At 37.9% G+C, this 17248-nt stretch carries 17 protein-coding genes; 9 read left to right on the top strand and 8 right to left on the bottom strand.

Translation table 11 applies throughout. The annotated features are described in order from the left end of the window. Positions 1-80: 80 nt before the first annotated feature. On the top strand, positions 81-260 hold the full coding sequence (locus ME5_RS10205; RefSeq protein WP_051016473.1) for an MOSC domain-containing protein: 180 nt from the start codon (positions 81-83) through the stop codon (positions 258-260). 824 nt (positions 261-1084) lie between these two features. After that, entirely contained in the window at positions 1085-1912 is an 828-nt protein-coding gene (locus ME5_RS09815; RefSeq protein WP_008040670.1) for an aldo/keto reductase, read from the top strand. Positions 1913-2061: 149 nt separating this feature from the next. Here ME5_RS09815 and ME5_RS10685 read toward each other — a convergent pair whose 3' ends face one another. Continuing rightward, positions 2062-2208 carry a hypothetical protein gene (locus ME5_RS10685; protein WP_008040669.1) on the bottom strand — a complete coding sequence of 49 codons (147 nt, stop codon included), beginning with the start codon at positions 2206-2208 and terminating at the stop codon, positions 2062-2064. Positions 2209-2547: 339 nt separating this feature from the next. Between ME5_RS10685 and ME5_RS09810 the strand changes: the two genes are divergently transcribed. Then, the gene (locus tag ME5_RS09810) at positions 2548-3288 is read left to right on the top strand and encodes a 16S rRNA (uracil(1498)-N(3))-methyltransferase (RefSeq protein ID WP_008040668.1); all 741 of its coding nucleotides are present in this window, start codon (positions 2548-2550) and stop codon (positions 3286-3288) included. Positions 3289-3359: 71 nt separating this feature from the next. Beyond that, entirely contained in the window at positions 3360-4736 is a 1377-nt protein-coding gene (locus ME5_RS09805) for a glutamate--cysteine ligase (protein WP_008040667.1), read from the top strand. Between the two features lie 218 nt (positions 4737-4954). Here the strand turns inward: ME5_RS09805 and ME5_RS09800 are convergent, their stop codons facing one another. The 3 genes from ME5_RS09800 to ME5_RS09790 all read right to left on the bottom strand — a co-directional run bounded on the left by ME5_RS09800 (position 4955) and on the right by ME5_RS09790 (position 8779). Further along, positions 4955-5695 carry a tetratricopeptide repeat protein gene (locus ME5_RS09800; protein WP_245256562.1) on the bottom strand — a complete coding sequence of 247 codons (741 nt, stop codon included), beginning with the start codon at positions 5693-5695 and terminating at the stop codon, positions 4955-4957. Between the two features lie 302 nt (positions 5696-5997). Further along, complete coding sequence (gene rpsU, locus ME5_RS09795) at positions 5998-6213, bottom strand: 30S ribosomal protein S21 (RefSeq protein ID WP_008040665.1); 216 nt, start codon at positions 6211-6213, stop codon at positions 5998-6000. A 391-nt stretch (positions 6214-6604) separates the two neighbouring features. Then, complete coding sequence (locus tag ME5_RS09790; RefSeq protein ID WP_245256532.1) at positions 6605-8779, bottom strand: Tex family protein; 2175 nt, start codon at positions 8777-8779, stop codon at positions 6605-6607. A 168-nt stretch (positions 8780-8947) separates the two neighbouring features. On the opposite strand from ME5_RS09790, the gene ME5_RS09785 reads away from it, so the two are divergent. After that, the gene (locus ME5_RS09785; protein ID WP_008040660.1) at positions 8948-10063 is read left to right on the top strand and encodes an alkene reductase; all 1116 of its coding nucleotides are present in this window, start codon (positions 8948-8950) and stop codon (positions 10061-10063) included. A gap of 96 nt (positions 10064-10159) precedes the next feature. Here ME5_RS09785 and ME5_RS09780 read toward each other — a convergent pair whose 3' ends face one another. From ME5_RS09780 to ME5_RS09770, 3 genes are all read right to left on the bottom strand, one after another. Continuing rightward, a complete protein-coding gene (locus tag ME5_RS09780) occupies positions 10160-11131 on the bottom strand; it encodes a WD40 repeat domain-containing protein (protein ID WP_008040659.1) in 972 nt (323 codons plus the stop codon). A gap of 10 nt (positions 11132-11141) precedes the next feature. Continuing rightward, positions 11142-12194 carry a CobW family GTP-binding protein gene (locus ME5_RS09775; protein WP_008040658.1) on the bottom strand — a complete coding sequence of 351 codons (1053 nt, stop codon included), beginning with the start codon at positions 12192-12194 and terminating at the stop codon, positions 11142-11144. Positions 12195-12260: 66 nt separating this feature from the next. Further along, positions 12261-13022 carry a creatininase family protein gene (locus ME5_RS09770; RefSeq protein ID WP_008040657.1) on the bottom strand — a complete coding sequence of 254 codons (762 nt, stop codon included), beginning with the start codon at positions 13020-13022 and terminating at the stop codon, positions 12261-12263. Between the two features lie 166 nt (positions 13023-13188). Here ME5_RS09770 and ME5_RS09765 point away from each other — a divergent pair, with 166 nt between their 5' ends. Both ME5_RS09765 and ME5_RS09760 read left to right on the top strand, forming a co-directional pair. Then, positions 13189-13644, top strand: coding sequence for a MarR family winged helix-turn-helix transcriptional regulator (locus ME5_RS09765; RefSeq protein WP_008040654.1), 456 nt, complete (start codon positions 13189-13191; stop codon positions 13642-13644). A gap of 182 nt (positions 13645-13826) precedes the next feature. Continuing rightward, the gene (locus ME5_RS09760) at positions 13827-14846 is read left to right on the top strand and encodes a LacI family DNA-binding transcriptional regulator (protein ID WP_008040653.1); all 1020 of its coding nucleotides are present in this window, start codon (positions 13827-13829) and stop codon (positions 14844-14846) included. Positions 14847-14927: 81 nt separating this feature from the next. Here ME5_RS09760 and ME5_RS09755 read toward each other — a convergent pair whose 3' ends face one another. Then, positions 14928-15695, bottom strand: coding sequence for a gamma-glutamyl-gamma-aminobutyrate hydrolase family protein (locus ME5_RS09755; RefSeq protein WP_008040652.1), 768 nt, complete (start codon positions 15693-15695; stop codon positions 14928-14930). Between the two features lie 716 nt (positions 15696-16411). On the opposite strand from ME5_RS09755, the gene ME5_RS09750 reads away from it, so the two are divergent. Both ME5_RS09750 and ME5_RS09745 read left to right on the top strand, forming a co-directional pair. Continuing rightward, positions 16412-16639 carry an NnrS family protein gene (locus ME5_RS09750; protein ID WP_280641515.1) on the top strand — a complete coding sequence of 76 codons (228 nt, stop codon included), beginning with the start codon at positions 16412-16414 and terminating at the stop codon, positions 16637-16639. A gap of 388 nt (positions 16640-17027) precedes the next feature. Then, positions 17028-17246 carry an NnrS family protein gene (locus ME5_RS09745; RefSeq protein ID WP_008040649.1) on the top strand — a complete coding sequence of 73 codons (219 nt, stop codon included), beginning with the start codon at positions 17028-17030 and terminating at the stop codon, positions 17244-17246. Positions 17247-17248 lie beyond the last annotated feature (2 nt).

The following is a 17248-nucleotide window of genomic DNA, read 5'->3' as shown; positions in this document are numbered from 1 at the left end:
TTATTCATTAGATGAAAAGCATAACTCTTTATTACCAAACGAGGATCATTATAAGGATTTTTAATGGTTAAACTTTTTCATTGCGTATTGGTCAAGTAGCGGCATTGAGTTCTAGCAAACACCAAAGTGTAATTGCAAAAAATTCCGTTAAAAAACCAATTTACCTTTCTAAAAATGGCTTTCATGGTGATGAGGTCGCCGATCATCGCCATCATAGCGGTTTGGAAAAAGCTGTTCATCATTATGTTTTTGACCATTAAACATTTTGATGTCAAAAAATAGAAGACCTTGATTTTTTAAATGAAGCTGGAGCATTTGGTGAAATTATTTCAATCTATGTCTTACTAAAAAGCATCTTTGTGTTGGAGATCGCTTTCGTCTTGGAAAAGCGGTTATTGAAGTCTCACAAGGATGACAGCCTTGTTATAAACTTAATTGGCGCTTTTCATCAAAAATGATAGCAAAAAATGTACAAAATAGGGGAAGAATAGGGTGGTCTATCTTATTATTGAAGAAGGTCTTGTTGAAAGAAATGATAGTTTAAATCTTATTGAATGGCAAAGCCCAAAATGAACGATTTATCGTTTTTGGCAAGTGCTTTATGGTGGGAAATGGTGCCAAATAGAGCTTGAAAATATGGAGATATTGCCTCATCTTTCAAATCATTGGTGGGATCTGGCACAAAAAAGACTTAAGACCCAAAGCATTGAAGATTGGTCAAAGCGCTTAATTGGTGCGTAATTATCGTGTGAAAATATTACAAAGGAATCTTTCTTTTTAAATTTTTGAAAGATTTTAGATCAAAATTTTGAACATAAAAACGATAAAATTTTATTAAAGAGCATGAAATTCTTTAAAGTGCGTATTAAAATCTATAAAAAGAGATAAATATTTTTTTAAGCTTTTAAAAATTAAGGACATATTTGTTATTTAATCGTTTTCTTCTTAACTTCTTATATAAAATTTATTCATTTTATTGATGATGAATAAAAGTAATAGTATTGTTCAATCGGGCACTAATAAAAATAAAAAAGGGGTGTGCTGCGTTTGTGACATGACAGATTAAGATAATGGAAGGAAAAAAATGACAGTTCCTTATTTAAAAATGAATGATGGTCACACCATTCCACAATTGGGATATGGCGTTTGGAAAATTGATGAAAACGACACAAAAACAGCCGTAAGCACAGCCATAAAAACAGGGTATCGTCATATTGATACTGCAAAAGCTTATGATAATGAGCACGGTGTAAGAGAGGGCGTAAAAGCCTCTGGAGTGGCGCGTGAAGAAATTTTTATCGCAACAAAAGTTTGGAACACTGATCAAGGATTTGATAAAACGTTAAAAGCGTTTGATAAGAGCGTCGAAAAATTGGGTACAGATTATCTTGATCTTTATCTTATACATTGGCCTGTACCCTCGCTTGATCATTTTGTTGAAACATGGAAAGCGCTTATTCGTTTGCGTGATGAAAAAAAAGTGCGTTCTATTGGAGTGTGTAATTTTAGAATTACTGATCTTGAGCGACTTATCAAAGAAACAGGCATTGCACCTGCTCTTAATCAAATAGAGCTTAATCCTCAATTTCAACAAAAGGAATTGCGTATTTTCCATGAGAAGTATAATATTTTAACCGAAGCATGGGCACCTTTGGGGCGCGGAGCATTGTTGAATAATCCCGTTCTATTAAACATTGCTCAAGCCCATGGAAAAACCGCGGCTCAAATTGTCTTGCGCTGGCATATAGAGATTGGCAATGTTACGATACCAAAATCGCAGACACCGTCTCGTATGGCTGAAAATTTTAATATTTTTGATTTTCAATTAACTGCAGTCGATCACGATCAAATTGCCCATCTTGATAGGGCGGATGGCCGCGTGGGTCCTGATCCAGTCAGCTTTACAGGTTAAAGAGATACCGTTATTGTAGTGAGATTATAAAATTATAATACACTTTTTTATGAGGAAGTGCAAAGTAAAAAGACTTATTGTCAAAAGGAGAGTCTTTGAACAAAATTTGCAAACTTTGAGAAAATTATCCGTGTTGATATAATCTTATTTTATTCGCCGATCGTTGAGGAGATACCATAGCCATCTTCTGAAACGTATTGATTATCTCTTGCACCTACTGACCCAATACCCATAGCAATCAGAATAAATGTTATGAGTGCCGCTATTGTTGTGACGGTGGCGTTTTTAACTGACATATTAGAGTCTCCGATAGGAATAAGCGAAGAATGACACGGATATTTTCAGGTTTCATATAGAGATAAAAACGTTTCAACAACCGCCTTTTATGTTTTTTGTTCTTTTTTAGGTCATTAAAGTAAAAAAAAATTAAATTTGTGGTTTATGAGTCACGCAAAATCGTGTGCTTGAGTGAAAATTAAAATAGATTAAATTTTTTCGAAAGTGCATTAAAATTGCTAACATTTCTTCTTGTCATCTTATACAATGGTTTGTTTTAGTTGATCATTGAATGTGAATTTGTATGAGAACTAAAACACAGCACTTGACGCGATCGAGCAAGCCTGTCACAAAATTTTATGCGTGATTATTACAAACTCCAAAGATTATATATTGATCAGCCTTTTGTTTTGAATGAAGCGATCCAGCTTGCAGATCAAAAAGCTCATTATCTTATTCATGTTCTACGTATGAAAGAAACTGATTCGATATTGCTTTTTAATGGACAGGACGGCGAATGGCTTGCTCATATTCATAGCGTTCACAAAAAAAGATTAAGTTTGGAATTGATTAAACAGGTACGCCCACAACCTCTAACAAGTCATCTCAAATATTGTTTTGCGCCTTTAAAACATGCCCGCTTTGATTATATGATACAAAAGGCTGTGGAAATGGGGGTATCATCTTTGCAGCCAGTCATCACAGATCATACTCAGGTGACGCGCATCAATCATGAGCGAATGAAAGCCAATGCAATAGAAGCAGCAGAGCAATGCGGTATATTAGACATTCCCCAATGTTTATCTGCTATTTCTTTAGAGAAATTACTTAATGAATGGTCAAACGATGGCTATTTAATCTTTTGTGATGAAACAGATAAAAAGAATAATCCTTTACCGATTTTACAAGCATTAGATAAGCGTGCTATCGCAGTTCTTGTAGGACCAGAAGGTGGATTTAGCAAAGAAGAGCAAAGTTTCTTGAAAAGATGGTCATTTGTTATACCTATACCGCTTGGACCGCGAATTTTGCGTGCTGATACCGCCGCGATTGCTGCATTGTCTGTGATAAATGCAACACTTGGTGATTGGACAACGTAAAACTCTCCTTGAAAGACGAGTGAAAACAGTTCACTTTAAGATTTTAAAAAGCATATCGGATAGTGTGATATATGGCACGTGATACAGTAGATGATACACTCATCAATAAATTTGACGATTTGGTGCATTATTTGGCTGAAGGGGAAAAGCCAGAAACTCAATGGCGGATTGGCACAGAACATGAAAAATTCCCTTTTCTTGTCGATGGTTATCAACCTGTGCCTTATGATGGTGAAAAAAGCATATATGCACTTTTAAAAGGTATGCAATCACGCCTTGGATGGGAACCCATTATGGATGAAGACAATCTGATTGGATTGTCAGAACCAAATGGTCAAGGGGCCATTTCATTAGAACCGGGCGGACAATTTGAGTTGTCAGGCGCACCACTTCAAACAGTGCACCAAACATGTTATGAAGTTCAAAACCATTTTTCACATTTAAAACATGTTGCGGAACCTTTAAAAATAAGCTTTTTAGGTGTTGGTGGCAGTCCGAAATGGCGTTTGAATGAGACGCCGAAAATGCCAAAATCGCGTTATGCAATTATGACAAATTATATGCCTAAAGTGGGACAATATGGTTTGGATATGATGTATCGTACATCAACCATACAAGTTAATCTCGATTTTGCTTCAGAAAGCGATATGCGCACTAAGATGCAAGTTGCGATGAAACTGCAATCTCTTGCAACAGCTTTGTTTGCTTCTTCGCCATTTACGGAAGCTAAGCCCAATGGCTTTATTTCTTGGCGCTCACAAATATGGAGCGATACAGACAATCAACGTTCAGGCATTTTGCCATTTGTTTTCCATGAAAATTTTGGATTTGCGGATTATGCAAATTGGGCGCTTGATGTGCCGATGTATTTTGTTGTGCGCAATGGTCATTATCATGATTGTACGCATATAACTTTTCGTCAGTTTATGAATGGGGCACTTAAGCATGATATTGCTGGCATTATTCCTAATCTTGGGGATTGGGTTAATCACCTATCAACACTTTTTCCTGAGGTGCGTTTGAAACGATTTCTTGAAATGCGCGGTGCTGATGGTGGTTCTTTTGATCATATTTGTGCACTTCCTGCTTTTTGGGTTGGTCTTTTATATGATAAGGATACATTGGCCCAAATTGAAACAATGACAAAAGACTGGCAATATGATGAAGTACAGTCTATGCGTCAAAGTGTTCCAAGGTTTGGTTTGAATACAAAATTTCGTAATATGACTCTGATGGATTTGGCTCGTGAGGTTATTCCTCTTGCTCAAACAGGTTTAAAAAATCGTCAATATACGGATGCAGAGGGTCGTGATGAAACGCAATATTTGGCACCATTAGAAGAGTTTTTAAATAAAGGTAAAACAAAGTCAGATCTTTTATTAGAGCGATATCGGACTGATTGGAATCAATCCATAGAACCTATTTTTCAGGAAGAATCTTACTGGTAATATGATGATGTCTTTCGCCTTACTATTACATCATAAGCATCAGTGAGTGCTAAGGGTGTTAATAGGTTTTTTGTGAAGATGCAATGTGCATAATTTTATTCAAAAAAATAAATGAAACAGTATAGTGGCTGTTAAATTTGATAAGTGACGGTCATTTTATGCGAATGATAATTGATGTCATAATTTGGAATGATTGAAAAAAATTAAACTCTTTGTGCTTACTGGTTAGGAAGACGTTTTAAACCGTCTTGCGCTGGTTTGAATTGAGGGTCAAGGGATAGAGCTTTTGCATAAGAGTTATGCGCTTTTTTAAAGTCACCGCGATGTTCATAAACCATCGCTTGATTGGACCAGCTCTCTGCGATATTTGCATCAAGACGAATGGCGGCATTAAAATCATCAAACGCATTATCCCAATCAGAAAGTGCAATATAGGATAATCCACGGCCATTATAAGGTGCGGGTGCTTGAGGTTGTCTTGACATTGCAGCCCCAAAGTCTTTGATAGCTGCTTGATGCTGTCCTTGTGCTTGTTCAATCAATGCGCGATTATGCCATGCACGTCCATCTGTTGTGCCTGTTTCAATGGCTTTGGTAAAATCATTCAATGCATTATCTAATTGTCCATTTAATCTATAAAGATTACCGCGCCCAATTAAAGCGACATCATAATCAGGCTTGATCTGTAAGGCGCGATTATAATCTTTCAGTGCAGCATCGGTATTATTTAAATGACGATATATTAAAGCTCGATTGGCATAAGCATTGTAAAATTGAGGGTTAAGTTGCAAAGCGGTCGTAAAATCAGCAAGCGCATCACGTGTTTTTCCAGCACGTCCATAAGCCGCGCCACGAACATTATAAGCGGATGGATCACGTGGATCAGCTTTAATAACATTTGTGAGCGAGGCAATATTTTCACGCGAGCCTTGCGCTGCATTTTCTGGGCTTACCATCATTGTATTGGTTGTACATGCTGTTAAAAACAATGCACCGAGAAGCACTATGCGTGCTATTTTGAAATGTACCAAAATTGTGATCCTTTAAAAAAAAACCGATATGACGTTGATTATCATTTCATCATAAGATCTTTTATGAGGCCAGAAAATAAGGAATAATTCTAAAAGTTAAACGAAAAAAGCGGAAATACACAACGTATTTCCACTTTTGAAATATTAAAAACTTTTTTCTTCAGCGCAATCGCTTCATTTACAAAATTCGATTGATAATAAAACTATTACAACGATTTTATGAATTGTTTTTAACGTCCACTAACAAGACCTTCGCGCTGAGCACGTTTGCGCGCCAATTTGCGCGCGCGACGAACAGCTTCAGCCTTTTCACGGGCGCGCTTTTCAGAAGGCTTTTCATAATGACCACGCATCTTCATTTCACGGAAGATGCCTTCACGTTGCATTTTCTTTTTAAGCGCACGTAGCGCCTGATCAACATTATTATCGCGAACGAGTACTTGCACGTTTTATCCTGTTTTGTTTCAATATTTCAATTATACACTATCTAAATATTTAGATGATACAAATATTTAGATTTCCAAAGTCTAAAGCTTCGCCTTGATGAAAGAAAAAGCTCCCTAACTCTATCCGCAGATAAAGCCATTAATTGCGAGGGCAATATCACATAACGGGTTGTCTTGTCTAGAAGGCTTTTCTTAAACATTATATTTTTATTAAAAATGTTTCAAAAAAACCATAATAATCCATTTAGTTTAGCGACAATTATATCGGAAATCAACAATTCCTTATATAGATGAATATAATATATGACTTTTTTTTAACGCATCCAGTCGTTTGCGTAGAATTTTTTTTGGAATGGATTTTATGTTTTTACGTCTATATTTTTTGGAGTGCTTATTGCGAAGGGGGATGACGCATTGACAGACCAATGCGTTTACGAGATCTATCAACCTCAACAACATAAACTTGCACAATGTCACCTGCCTTCACAATGTCATGTGGATCGCTAACGTAACTGTTGGTAAGCTGTGAAATATGCACCAGACCATCTTGATGCACTCCAATATCAACAAAGGCACCAAAGGCTGCGACATTGGTAACAATACCTTCGAGTTTCATACCAGATTTTAAGTCTTTTATATCATGAATGCCATCAGCAAATTGTGCTGTTTTAAATTCAGGACGCGGATCCCGCCCAGGTTTTTCCAATTCGCTTAAGATATCGCGTATTGTTGGAAGACCGAATCGTTGATCAACGAATTGACGAGGATCAATTTTTTTTAAAGCAGTATTATTGTTCATTAATGTATAAATATCGCAACCGCATATATGTATTATTTTACGCGCTAATGGATAGGCTTCTGGATGAACCGAAGAAGAATCAAGGGGTTCATTTCCATCATAAATACGCAGAAAACCAGCACATTGTTCAAATGTTTTTGCTCCAAGACGTGGAACAGCTTTCAAAGCTTGGCGATTTTTAAAAGGTCCATTTTCGTTTCTATAAGCAATAATGGCTTCAGCCAGAGAGTTGCCCAATCCAGATATATGAGCAAGAAGAGACGCTGATGCTGTGTTAAGGTCAACGCCTACAGCATTAACCGCATCTTCAACAACCCCATCAAGTGCTTGTACAAGTTGATGCTGGTCAACATCATGTTGATATTGTCCAACTCCAATAGATTTTGGTTCAATTTTGACCAATTCAGCGAGTGGATCCTGTAGACGCCTTGCAATGGATATTGCACCTCGTAAAGAAACATCAATATCAGGAAATTCAGCTGCTCCAATAAGTGAGGCAGAATAGACAGATGCGCCTGCTTCTGAAACAACGACTTTGGTAGGTTTATGGGGTGTTATGAGCGGCAAAATATCTTCAACAAGTTTTTCCGTTTCGCGGCTGGCTGTGCCATTTCCGATCGCAATAAGGTCAATCTTATAATGCGTGATAAGTTGTATAAGAGTGGCTTTTGCGCCCTGAATATTATTTTGGGGTTGAAAAGGATAAATCGTTGCCGTTTTCAGTAATTTTCCAGTTTCATCAACAATTGCCACTTTAACACCTGTACGGATGCCTGGATCTAGCCCCAATGTTGAACGTGTGCCTGCTGGTGCTGCTAATAAAAGGTCTTTAAGATTACGTGCAAAAATTCGTATGGCTTCTTGATCTGAACGTTCTTTTAATTCACGCATTAAATCAAGTGACAGATGAAGCGACAATTTTATTTTCCACGCCCATACTGCAACCATATTGAGAAAAAGATCACCTTTTTTTATGTCACCAATATTGTAGGCTTGTTTGATAAACTGTATGATGGGCTTTTGTGCCAAAACAACATCCTCATCCACGTCAATGCTAACATGAAGAATGTCTTCATTGCGCCCTCTTAACATAGCTAAAACACGATGGCTTGGAGCATCGGCCCATTTTTCTGAATGATTAAAATAATCGCTATATTTTGCCCCCATTTCTTCTTTGCCATCAATCAATTTGGCATGAATATAAGCGTTTTTTTTCATGTAATTGCGTAATCGACCGATTAAATTGGCGTTTTCGGCCATTTCTTCAGCAATAATATCACGGGCTCCATCAAGTGCTGTTTTTACATTAATGACGACATCTGAAAAATAATCGACTGCAATTTTTTCAGGATCTAAAGAGCGATTTTCTACTATTGCACGTGCAAGAGGTTCAAGTCCGTTTTCTCGAGCAATTTGCGCGCGCGTTCGCCTTTTCGGCTTAAAAGGTAAATAAAGATCTTCAAGGGCGGATTTGGTGATAGCTTGATGGAGGTTTTCTTCTAATTCTGGTGTTAATTGTCCTTGTTCGCGAATTGATTGAATAATGGTTAATCGGCGTGCTTCCATATCGCGTAAATAATTTAGACGTTCATTGAGAAGACGTAATTGCGTGTCATTAAGTCCTCCCGTTGCTTCTTTTCGATAGCGTGCAATAAAAGGTATGGTATCGCCATTATCAATCAAAGTAATGGCTGCATCGACTTGTTTTGTTGTTGCTTGTATTTGTGTAGCAATGGTTTGCGAAAGAGAAGATGTGTTTGTTTTCATAATATTGACCAGATGCATTTATAAAGTTCAGAGATCGATATGATATGCATAATTTTGATATTTGACGATACAGACTTTTAAAATTTCCATTTCAATTCATAATTTACGCATTGTAATGACATTTGAACTTCCTACATTTTTAGAGAAAAAATATAAAGAGGTTTTCCTATGACATCACTTTTTGATCCAATAAAAATAGGCGCTTTGTCGCTTAATAATAGAATTATTATGGCACCCCTTACACGTGCGCGCTCCTATGGGGATGTTCCAAATGATATGAATGTTCTTTATTATCGCCAACGTGCAACAGCTGGACTTATTGTTTCTGAAGGAACAGTGATCAGTCAACAAGGACAAGGCAATATTGACGTACCAGGTTTGTTTGAAAAAGAACAGTTGGAAGGGTGGCGTAAAGTCACCGATGCGGTTCATAAAGAAGGCGGCAAAATTGTTGTTCAGCTTTGGCACACAGGACGCATGTCCCATACATCATTGCAACCTCATAATGCGGCACCAGTAGCTCCGTCGGCAATTCAAGCAAAAGCACGTACTTATATTAAAGACAATGATGGTAAAGGGCATTTCAGTGAAGTTTCACCACCACGTGCTTTGGACGTTTCAGAATTGCCAGCAATTATTGAAGATTACGTAAAAGCGGCAAGAAATGCCGTACAAGTTGCAGGCTTTGATGGTGTCGAAATTCATTCTGCGAATGGTTATTTGCTTGATGAATTTTTGCGCGAAAGTTCCAATCAACGACACGATGACTATGGTGGCTCCATTGAAAATAGAACGCGGTTTCCCTTACAAGTGGTACAAGCCATTGTTGAAGCAATTGGTGCAGATAAAACTGGCATTCGTATTTCACCAGTTACCCCTGCAGGTGATGTGCATGATTTAGATCCACAGCCATTATTTGATTTTTATGTTGAGGCTTTGGCCGCTTATAATCTTGCTTTTATTCACGTGATTGAAGGGGCAACGGGGGGTGATAGAAATTATCAGGAGGCTTCTTATCCTTTTGATTATAAACATTTAAAACAGGTTTATCGTGATGCGGGCGGGCAGGGGGCTTGGATGGTCAATAATGGCTATACTGGTGATATGGCACAAGACGCTGTTCAATCAGGCTATGCCGATTTGGTCTCATTTGGCAAACCTTTCATAGCTAATCCTGATCTTGTTGAGCGTATTAAGCAAAAAGCACCGCTTAATAAGCTTGATGAAACAACGCTTTATGGCGGTGATGAAAAGGGTTACACAGATTATCCGACATTAAAATAAATTTTTAAAATCCAATGGTTTGCGTTTGATATAAATCACAAGCCATTGGATTATAGATTATAGATTATAGATTATAGATTATAGATGACCATGTTCTTAAGCTGTAATGTCAGCAAATCCTGCTTCTCCCACTTCGCTTCCATAGGCTAAGCGGTGACCATTTTGATCCCAATTTAATGCTGAAATGGCTCCTTTGCCTGGATGGCGCAATAAGACTTCCTTTGCATCGGCAAAACGAACAAATAAAATCATTCCATCATCATAACCGACAGCGACCATTTCTTCTTCTGGGTGGCAGGAAACACATGTGACCATGGCATTGGCTCGCTTACCAAGTTCGAGTGGAGCTTTGCCCATAGGGCCATCTTTCGATTGAAAAGGCCACACAATAGCAGCCATGGCACCTGATGTTGCGAGCCATTTTCCTTTGGTACTCCATGACCAGCTTTTTACTTTTGTTGGATAACCACTCATGCGTAAATGTTGATTATCGGATAAGCGCCAACCATGTAGGGCGTTTTCTTGCATGGCAGAAATAACAAAGCGATTATCTGGAGAAAAAGTTACAGCAAAATGCGCCCCTTTCCATGCAAGTTCAGTTGGCTCAACCTCTAAAGCTGGCCAATAGAGCGAAACGCCGTTATAACGTGCTATGGCTACACGCTGTCCCTTAGGGGCAAAGACTAATCCTTCAACACTACGTTCAAAATCATATTCACGCAAACCCATACCAATATCGACCCATGCTTTGCGCGATGATGCAAATGCATAAGAACCGTTGGAACCAGAAGCAATTGAGGTTATCCATTTTCGTTCACATTGCGCGAGCTGGTATGATGTGCCATCAAAGAGTGTTTTATAAACATAACCATCTTCACCACCTGTAAAAAGGGCTTGTTTATCATCGGATAAGGCGACGGATGCAATTCCATGATGTGCTGCCAAAATAATAGTATCGCGACCAATGATTTGGATTTGCCCATTTGCAGTGACAAAATATGGCAGGTCATTGATAAAGCCCGCTGATAAACAGTGGCTATCAAGCTCAAGAGAAACAAGTGTTGGCATGAAACTTCACCTATACGCAATTTTCAAATTCAGTTTTTAACCGTTCACTATTGAGTTCCCGACCTATGAAAACAAGACGACTTTCTCGTTTTTCACCCTCTTTCCAAGGTTTTTGATGATCGCCTTCTAATATCATATGAACGCCTTGCACAACATAGCGTTCATCATCACCTTTAAAGGCAATGATTCCTTTTAAGCGTAAAATATTAGGGCCTTGTTGCTGTGTAAGATTTTGTATCCATGGGAAAAATTTTTGTGGATCAATTTCACCAGTACGTAATGATACAGAGGTCACTGTAATATCGTGTTGTGAATGACCATGATCGTGATTATGATGATGATCGTTATGGTCATGATGATGGTGTGCACAATCAGGACCGCAAATATGGTTGTCGTCATCGTGATCAAGAAAATGCGGGTCATTTTCTAGTGCACGTTGCAGATCAAAAGCGCCTTGATCAAGAATTTTTTCTAAGGCAATGTCAGCACGCTGTGTTTTGTAAATCATTGCACTAGGATTAATTGCACGAATAGTTGCTTCAACATCTAGGCGTTCTTTCTCACTCACAAGATCGGTTTTATTTAAAAGAACAACATCGGCAAAAGCAATTTGATCTTCTGCTTCACGGCTATCTTTTAAACGCAAGGGCAAATGTTTGGCATCCACCAATGCAATAACGGCATCAAGTTGGGTTTTTGCACGTACATCATCGTCCATGAAAAAGGTTTGTGCCACAGGGACAGGATCAGCCAGTCCAGTTGTTTCAACGATGATTGCATCAAAGCGACCCGGGCGTCTCATCAATCCTTCGACAACACGGATAAGATCACCTCGCACTGTGCAACAGATGCAACCATTATTCATTTCATAAATTTCTTCATCCGATTCAACAATCAGATCATTATCAATACCAATTTCTCCAAATTCATTCACAATGACAGCGTAGCGCTTGCCATGATTTTCACTCAAAACACGGTTGAGAAGGGTCGTTTTTCCTGAACCCAGATAGCCTGTCAATACAGTGACGGGGATTTTTGTGACTTTTGTTTCGCTCTCACTCATAATAGGGTCTTTCACATGGCTGATAAAAAAATGATAATTAGATATAAGTATTTATATAATTATTTTCTAGTTTATGGAGTGGTGCTCATCAAAGTGATGAAGATCAAATTGTGCCATATCTGAAAGTAATAGCTGAAAACCTTCAATAGCATGGTCAAAAATTTTTTTTCCTGCCTCATACGTTGCTTTTGAAGCATTGCCTGCAGCACCTTTTTTATTAAGATCACACATTTTCCACCCAAAAGCTTGCGGGCCATAAGCGCTCAAATAATGAAATTTTTTAATAAAATCGTCTTGATGATTATAAAAATTTTCGGCCTTTGTCATATCAACTTTATTTTTGGCAAGAAAAAGCATCAATGATGTTTCGATAAAACCAGCATGAATATCCAAATGGCGCTCATTGTCATCAATAAGACCATCAGGCAGTCCAAAACGTCCCCAACTTGTAGCGACAGCAAGTATAGGCAGCCGGCAACGCAATTCTGTGATCACAATATTTAATAATGCTGAATTGCCACCATGTGCATTTAAGAAAAGCAGTTTTTTATAGCCATTATCAAAATGCTTTAAACCAAGATTGATCCATTGATGTATTGCGTCATCAAATTTTAAACTTTGTGTTTTTGCTTCATCCATATGCTCAATTGAATATCCAATTGTTTCTACAGGAAAAGCGGTCAGCCTATTTTTAATATCACAATGCTGAGCCAAATGCTGCGCGAAAGCTTCTGCAATAATCGCATCGGTTTCAAAGGGTAAGTGTTGTCCGTGGTATTCGTAGGCACCAAGTGGGATGATGCCGATTTTTTCCTTTGCCATTGTCATAAGGCAATCCTTTAAAAATAAGTTTAAATTGGTTATTCACAACTTTTCTATTTTGCAAACCCTTTGTTGAAAAGCAATCTTTTGCACGAAATCACCGAATCTGCTTGATTAAACGATAAGAACACGATCTTTAAGTTCTTACATGGTCTTCGGGGAGACAAATGATATGACTAAAAATGAACGACAAGATTTAACAGAGCTTATTCAATCGACTGCCGGAATCATCCGAAAATCTCTAGCGCAACGCCTTTATGATTATGGGCTTTATGCAGGGCAGGATCGGGTTATTTTGGCTCTTGCAGCACAAGATGGTCAATCTCCCAGTGTATTGGCAAAGAGGCTGGGAATAAAACCGCCAACTGTCACCAAAACCATTGCGCGATTACAAGAACAAGGCTTCGTTATAAAGCGTTATTGTCATAAAGATCAGCGTTTGCTTTATGTTTTTTTAACAAAAAATGGACGCAATGTTGTTAAAATTATTGAAAAGGCGCTTTATGATACTGAACGTGATGCGCTGAGCGGTATTCATGATTCAGAAAAAAAAAACATTGAACATGTTCTTATCCGCATTCGTCATAATTTATCAAATGACTGTATAAGTTTTGATAGTCCTTCATAAATTCAGGATCTTTAGTGATAAGATATTGATTTTATAATAAAAAATTTTATGAGACATTTATGAAACTTTAAAAAAACACTTTTAAGCATTCATTGATTATGGATATGTCTTGATAAATGAAACACATAGGGCTTTAGTATCGTCTATAAGCATGTTAAAAATAGTGTGAGAGGCAAAAGTGCGTGGCGCAAAAAATTAAACTTTCAACCATTGCTGAAGCCTTAGATGTATCAACCGCAACGGTTTCGCTTGCACTGAGAGGCAGTTCTTTTGTTGCTGAGCCAACGCGGGAAAAAGTACAAAACTATGCTCGTCAAATAGGCTATATATATAACCGCCGTGCAGCAAGTTTGCGCACAGCACGCACCGGAATTGTCGGTGTTGTTGTGCACGATATTATGAATCCTTTCTTTGCTGAAATATTACGTTCAATTGAAATAGAATTGGATCGCTCAGGCCAAACTTTCATTCTTTCCAATCATTATGATCAAGTTGATAAGCAAAAAAACTTTATAGAAACATTGTTACAATTGGGTGCAGATGGTGTGATTATGTCACCAGCTATAGGAACACCTGCTACAGATATAGAAATGGCATCTAATAATGGATTACCTGTGGTTTTTGTCGCTCGCCATGTTGATGGTGTGGATGCACCTGTTTTTAGAGGTGATGATGCTTATGGCATTTCACTTGCCACTAACCATCTTATTTCTCTTGGGCATAAACGAATAGCAATGGTGGGGGGCACAGATTACACATCAACAGGTAGAGAACGATATGAAGGATATTTACACGCTATGCAACGGGCGGGTCTTAAGGTGGCGCGAGAATGGCGTATTGAAGGACCACGCACAAAACAAGCAGGATTTGAAATTGTACCGCAATTTTTAGCTTTAATTGATAAACCGACAGCTGCCGTTTGTTTTAACGATTTGACAGCCATAGGCATGATGAACGGTATTGCAAGAGCTGGCTTTATCACTGGCGAAGATATTTCTGTTACAGGCTATGATGACCTTGAAGAAGCAGCAATTGCCACGCCTGCCTTAACAACGGTTTGGAATGGACAAAGAGAAGTAGGCAGACGTGCAGCTCGCGCCCTTTTGGATCTGCTTAACGGGGTTGAGATTGAAAATAAACATGACCTTATCAAACCCGAGTTACATATTCGCCAATCAACAGGAAAAGTGAAAGAGCGATAATTTTTGAACTGTCGTTTAGGGCTTTTCTTAAAGATGAAATAAATGTTTATTTTGGGCTTTATTCTTTTAAGATAAAATAAGTTAAGCGTTGAGACGCAGTTTGTGATGGCAGTAAACGGCTTTTCCAAAGGCTTCAAATATTTTGCGTGATGAGGTGTCTGTTTCAGCCCAATATTCGGGGTGCCATTGTAATCCTAGTGCGAAATTTTGTGTGTTTTTGACACGAACTGCCTCAATCGTTCCATCTGGCGCTGTTGCTTCGGCAATCAAACGTGGGGCAAGCTGCTCAATACCTTGTTGATGAACAGAATTAACTAAAATAGTGTCCTCACCAAGAATTGTGGCAAGGCAACCTTCATGATTGATATGAACCGTTTGATGAATGGCAAATTTTTGATCATTATCTGTTGTTTGGGTGGCACGATGGTCTATTTTGCCTTCAATCTCTTGAAGTGCAGCTGATAGTGTTCCCCCAAGAGCGACATTAAGCTCTTGAAGTCCACGACAAATTGCTAAAAGAGGCAATTGACGTTCGATCGTTGCACGGATAAGAGCCAATGAAGCGTTATCTCGTGAAGGATCAAAAGGTTCATGTTGAGCGGTAGATTTTTGACCGTAATGATGAGGTTCTATATTGGACTTAGCACCTGTAATTAAGACACCATCAACACAATTAAGAATTGAAGATAAATCGGCGATATTGCCAATTGAAGGAACAATAACAGGCGTCACTTTAGCAACATTTTGCGCCGCTTTTATGTATTGCTCGGGTGCTGCATGCCAAATATAGCCATCAAAAAAAGGACAATCGGCAGGAAGGGCAATGAGAGGTTTAGAAGCTAATGTCATTTATATATCGTGATCACAGTAAAGAAGGATGTTTTATGTTCGTTAAATATATAACAAATGTCAATCATCCATTTTATATCTAATAAACTCTATTGAAAGTCGCATTAAATAATGGTTTTTTTAATAATTTTCAAAATAAAAATACGTCATTATTTTCTAAACAAAGAGAAAGTGAAAACAGTTGTTTTGACAAAAAAGATTAAGAATTATTGATAGTGCAAAAATCTTCTGGATCCCTACCATTAATTGGCGAGATCATTCGTCTTTTGATGCATTATCGATCACATTTTTGGCATATTGTTGCTTTTGCACTTTTTTATATAAAATCTATTCTAGCGCCATTGAGCAGACAGTGAAACCTTAAATCATAAAACGTGATTGAGTATTTCAGGCAAAAGAATGAATGTCTATGCTGTCGCAAGCACCAAAATATGCAAAGATTTGCTTTGTTAAGCTACGGTTATTTCCCTTTTTTTCTGCTCACAGCTTCATGGGCTGTCTTTAGTTTATTTTGCTGGATGCTGTTTTTAAAAGACCATGATGTTTTAGCAAGCTGTATAGATCCTTTTTTTAGCACGCTCGTAGTTTTTTATTTGGCTATTTATGGGCTGTGATTGCTGTTTTTTTTAATGGCTGTTCCTATTGGACAGGGCGTACACCTATTATTGGTTGTTCTTTGAATTATCTGGTGGGTTGTTATGGTTTTATCGCTTTAATTGTCTGCAACATTTGTTATAGTTTTTTCATGTGTTTTAATATGTGTAATGGGACGAGAAATTATTTCTAGACAAAATAAGCGTAACATTAAAATTCTTGTTCTTTTTTCGATGTTATTTTTTGCAAATATATTTTTTGACCATAAAGCATTGAATGGTAATGTTGCAGCAGACGGTTATGGTGCCCGCTGGGCATTGACTGATGCATTTTTTTTATTGCTGACATAGGTGGACGGATTATCTCAATTTTAACAAAAAACTGGTTGGTTTAACATAATCAGGAAAATTTTCCTGCTCCTTTTTATATTTGATAAAATCACGCTTATTTTAAAAGCCATAACATTAGTGCTTTGGCTTTTAATTCCGCAATCTTACAGTGTATCTTTGTGATGTTTTTAGACTGGATTGGCTAATCTTTATCGCCTTTGTCGTTGACGCGGTTGGTTAGCATTAACAGAACCACTGGTTTGGATTTTACATGTCACGTTTCTTTTTATTCCCTTAGGCTTTATTGCATCAGCTCACAATGGATTAAATATTATAGACGGTGGAAGAGCAACAGTTCAACATTCATAGATAGCAGGTGGGTATTAGTATGATGACAATTGCCTAGATAATGCGTGCAAGTCTTGGACATGCAGGCTGTGCGTTGACTATCTCTTGGCTTGTTGTTCTTGTCTATGGCAGTTTCTTTTTTCTGTTTGGTTGGCGCATAAGTGGTGGTCTGGCCGATAGAAATGTCATACTTTTGGATATATCTGGTCTTTTATGGATTTTAGTCTTTTGTGGCTTTGTTTTGCTCTATTGGAATATTTTAACAAAGCCGCGATTATAGAA

Source organism: Bartonella tamiae Th239 (assembly GCF_000278275.1).
GTDB lineage: Bacteria > Pseudomonadota > Alphaproteobacteria > Rhizobiales > Rhizobiaceae > Bartonella > Bartonella tamiae.
This window is presented reverse-complemented; position numbering and strand designations above follow the sequence as displayed.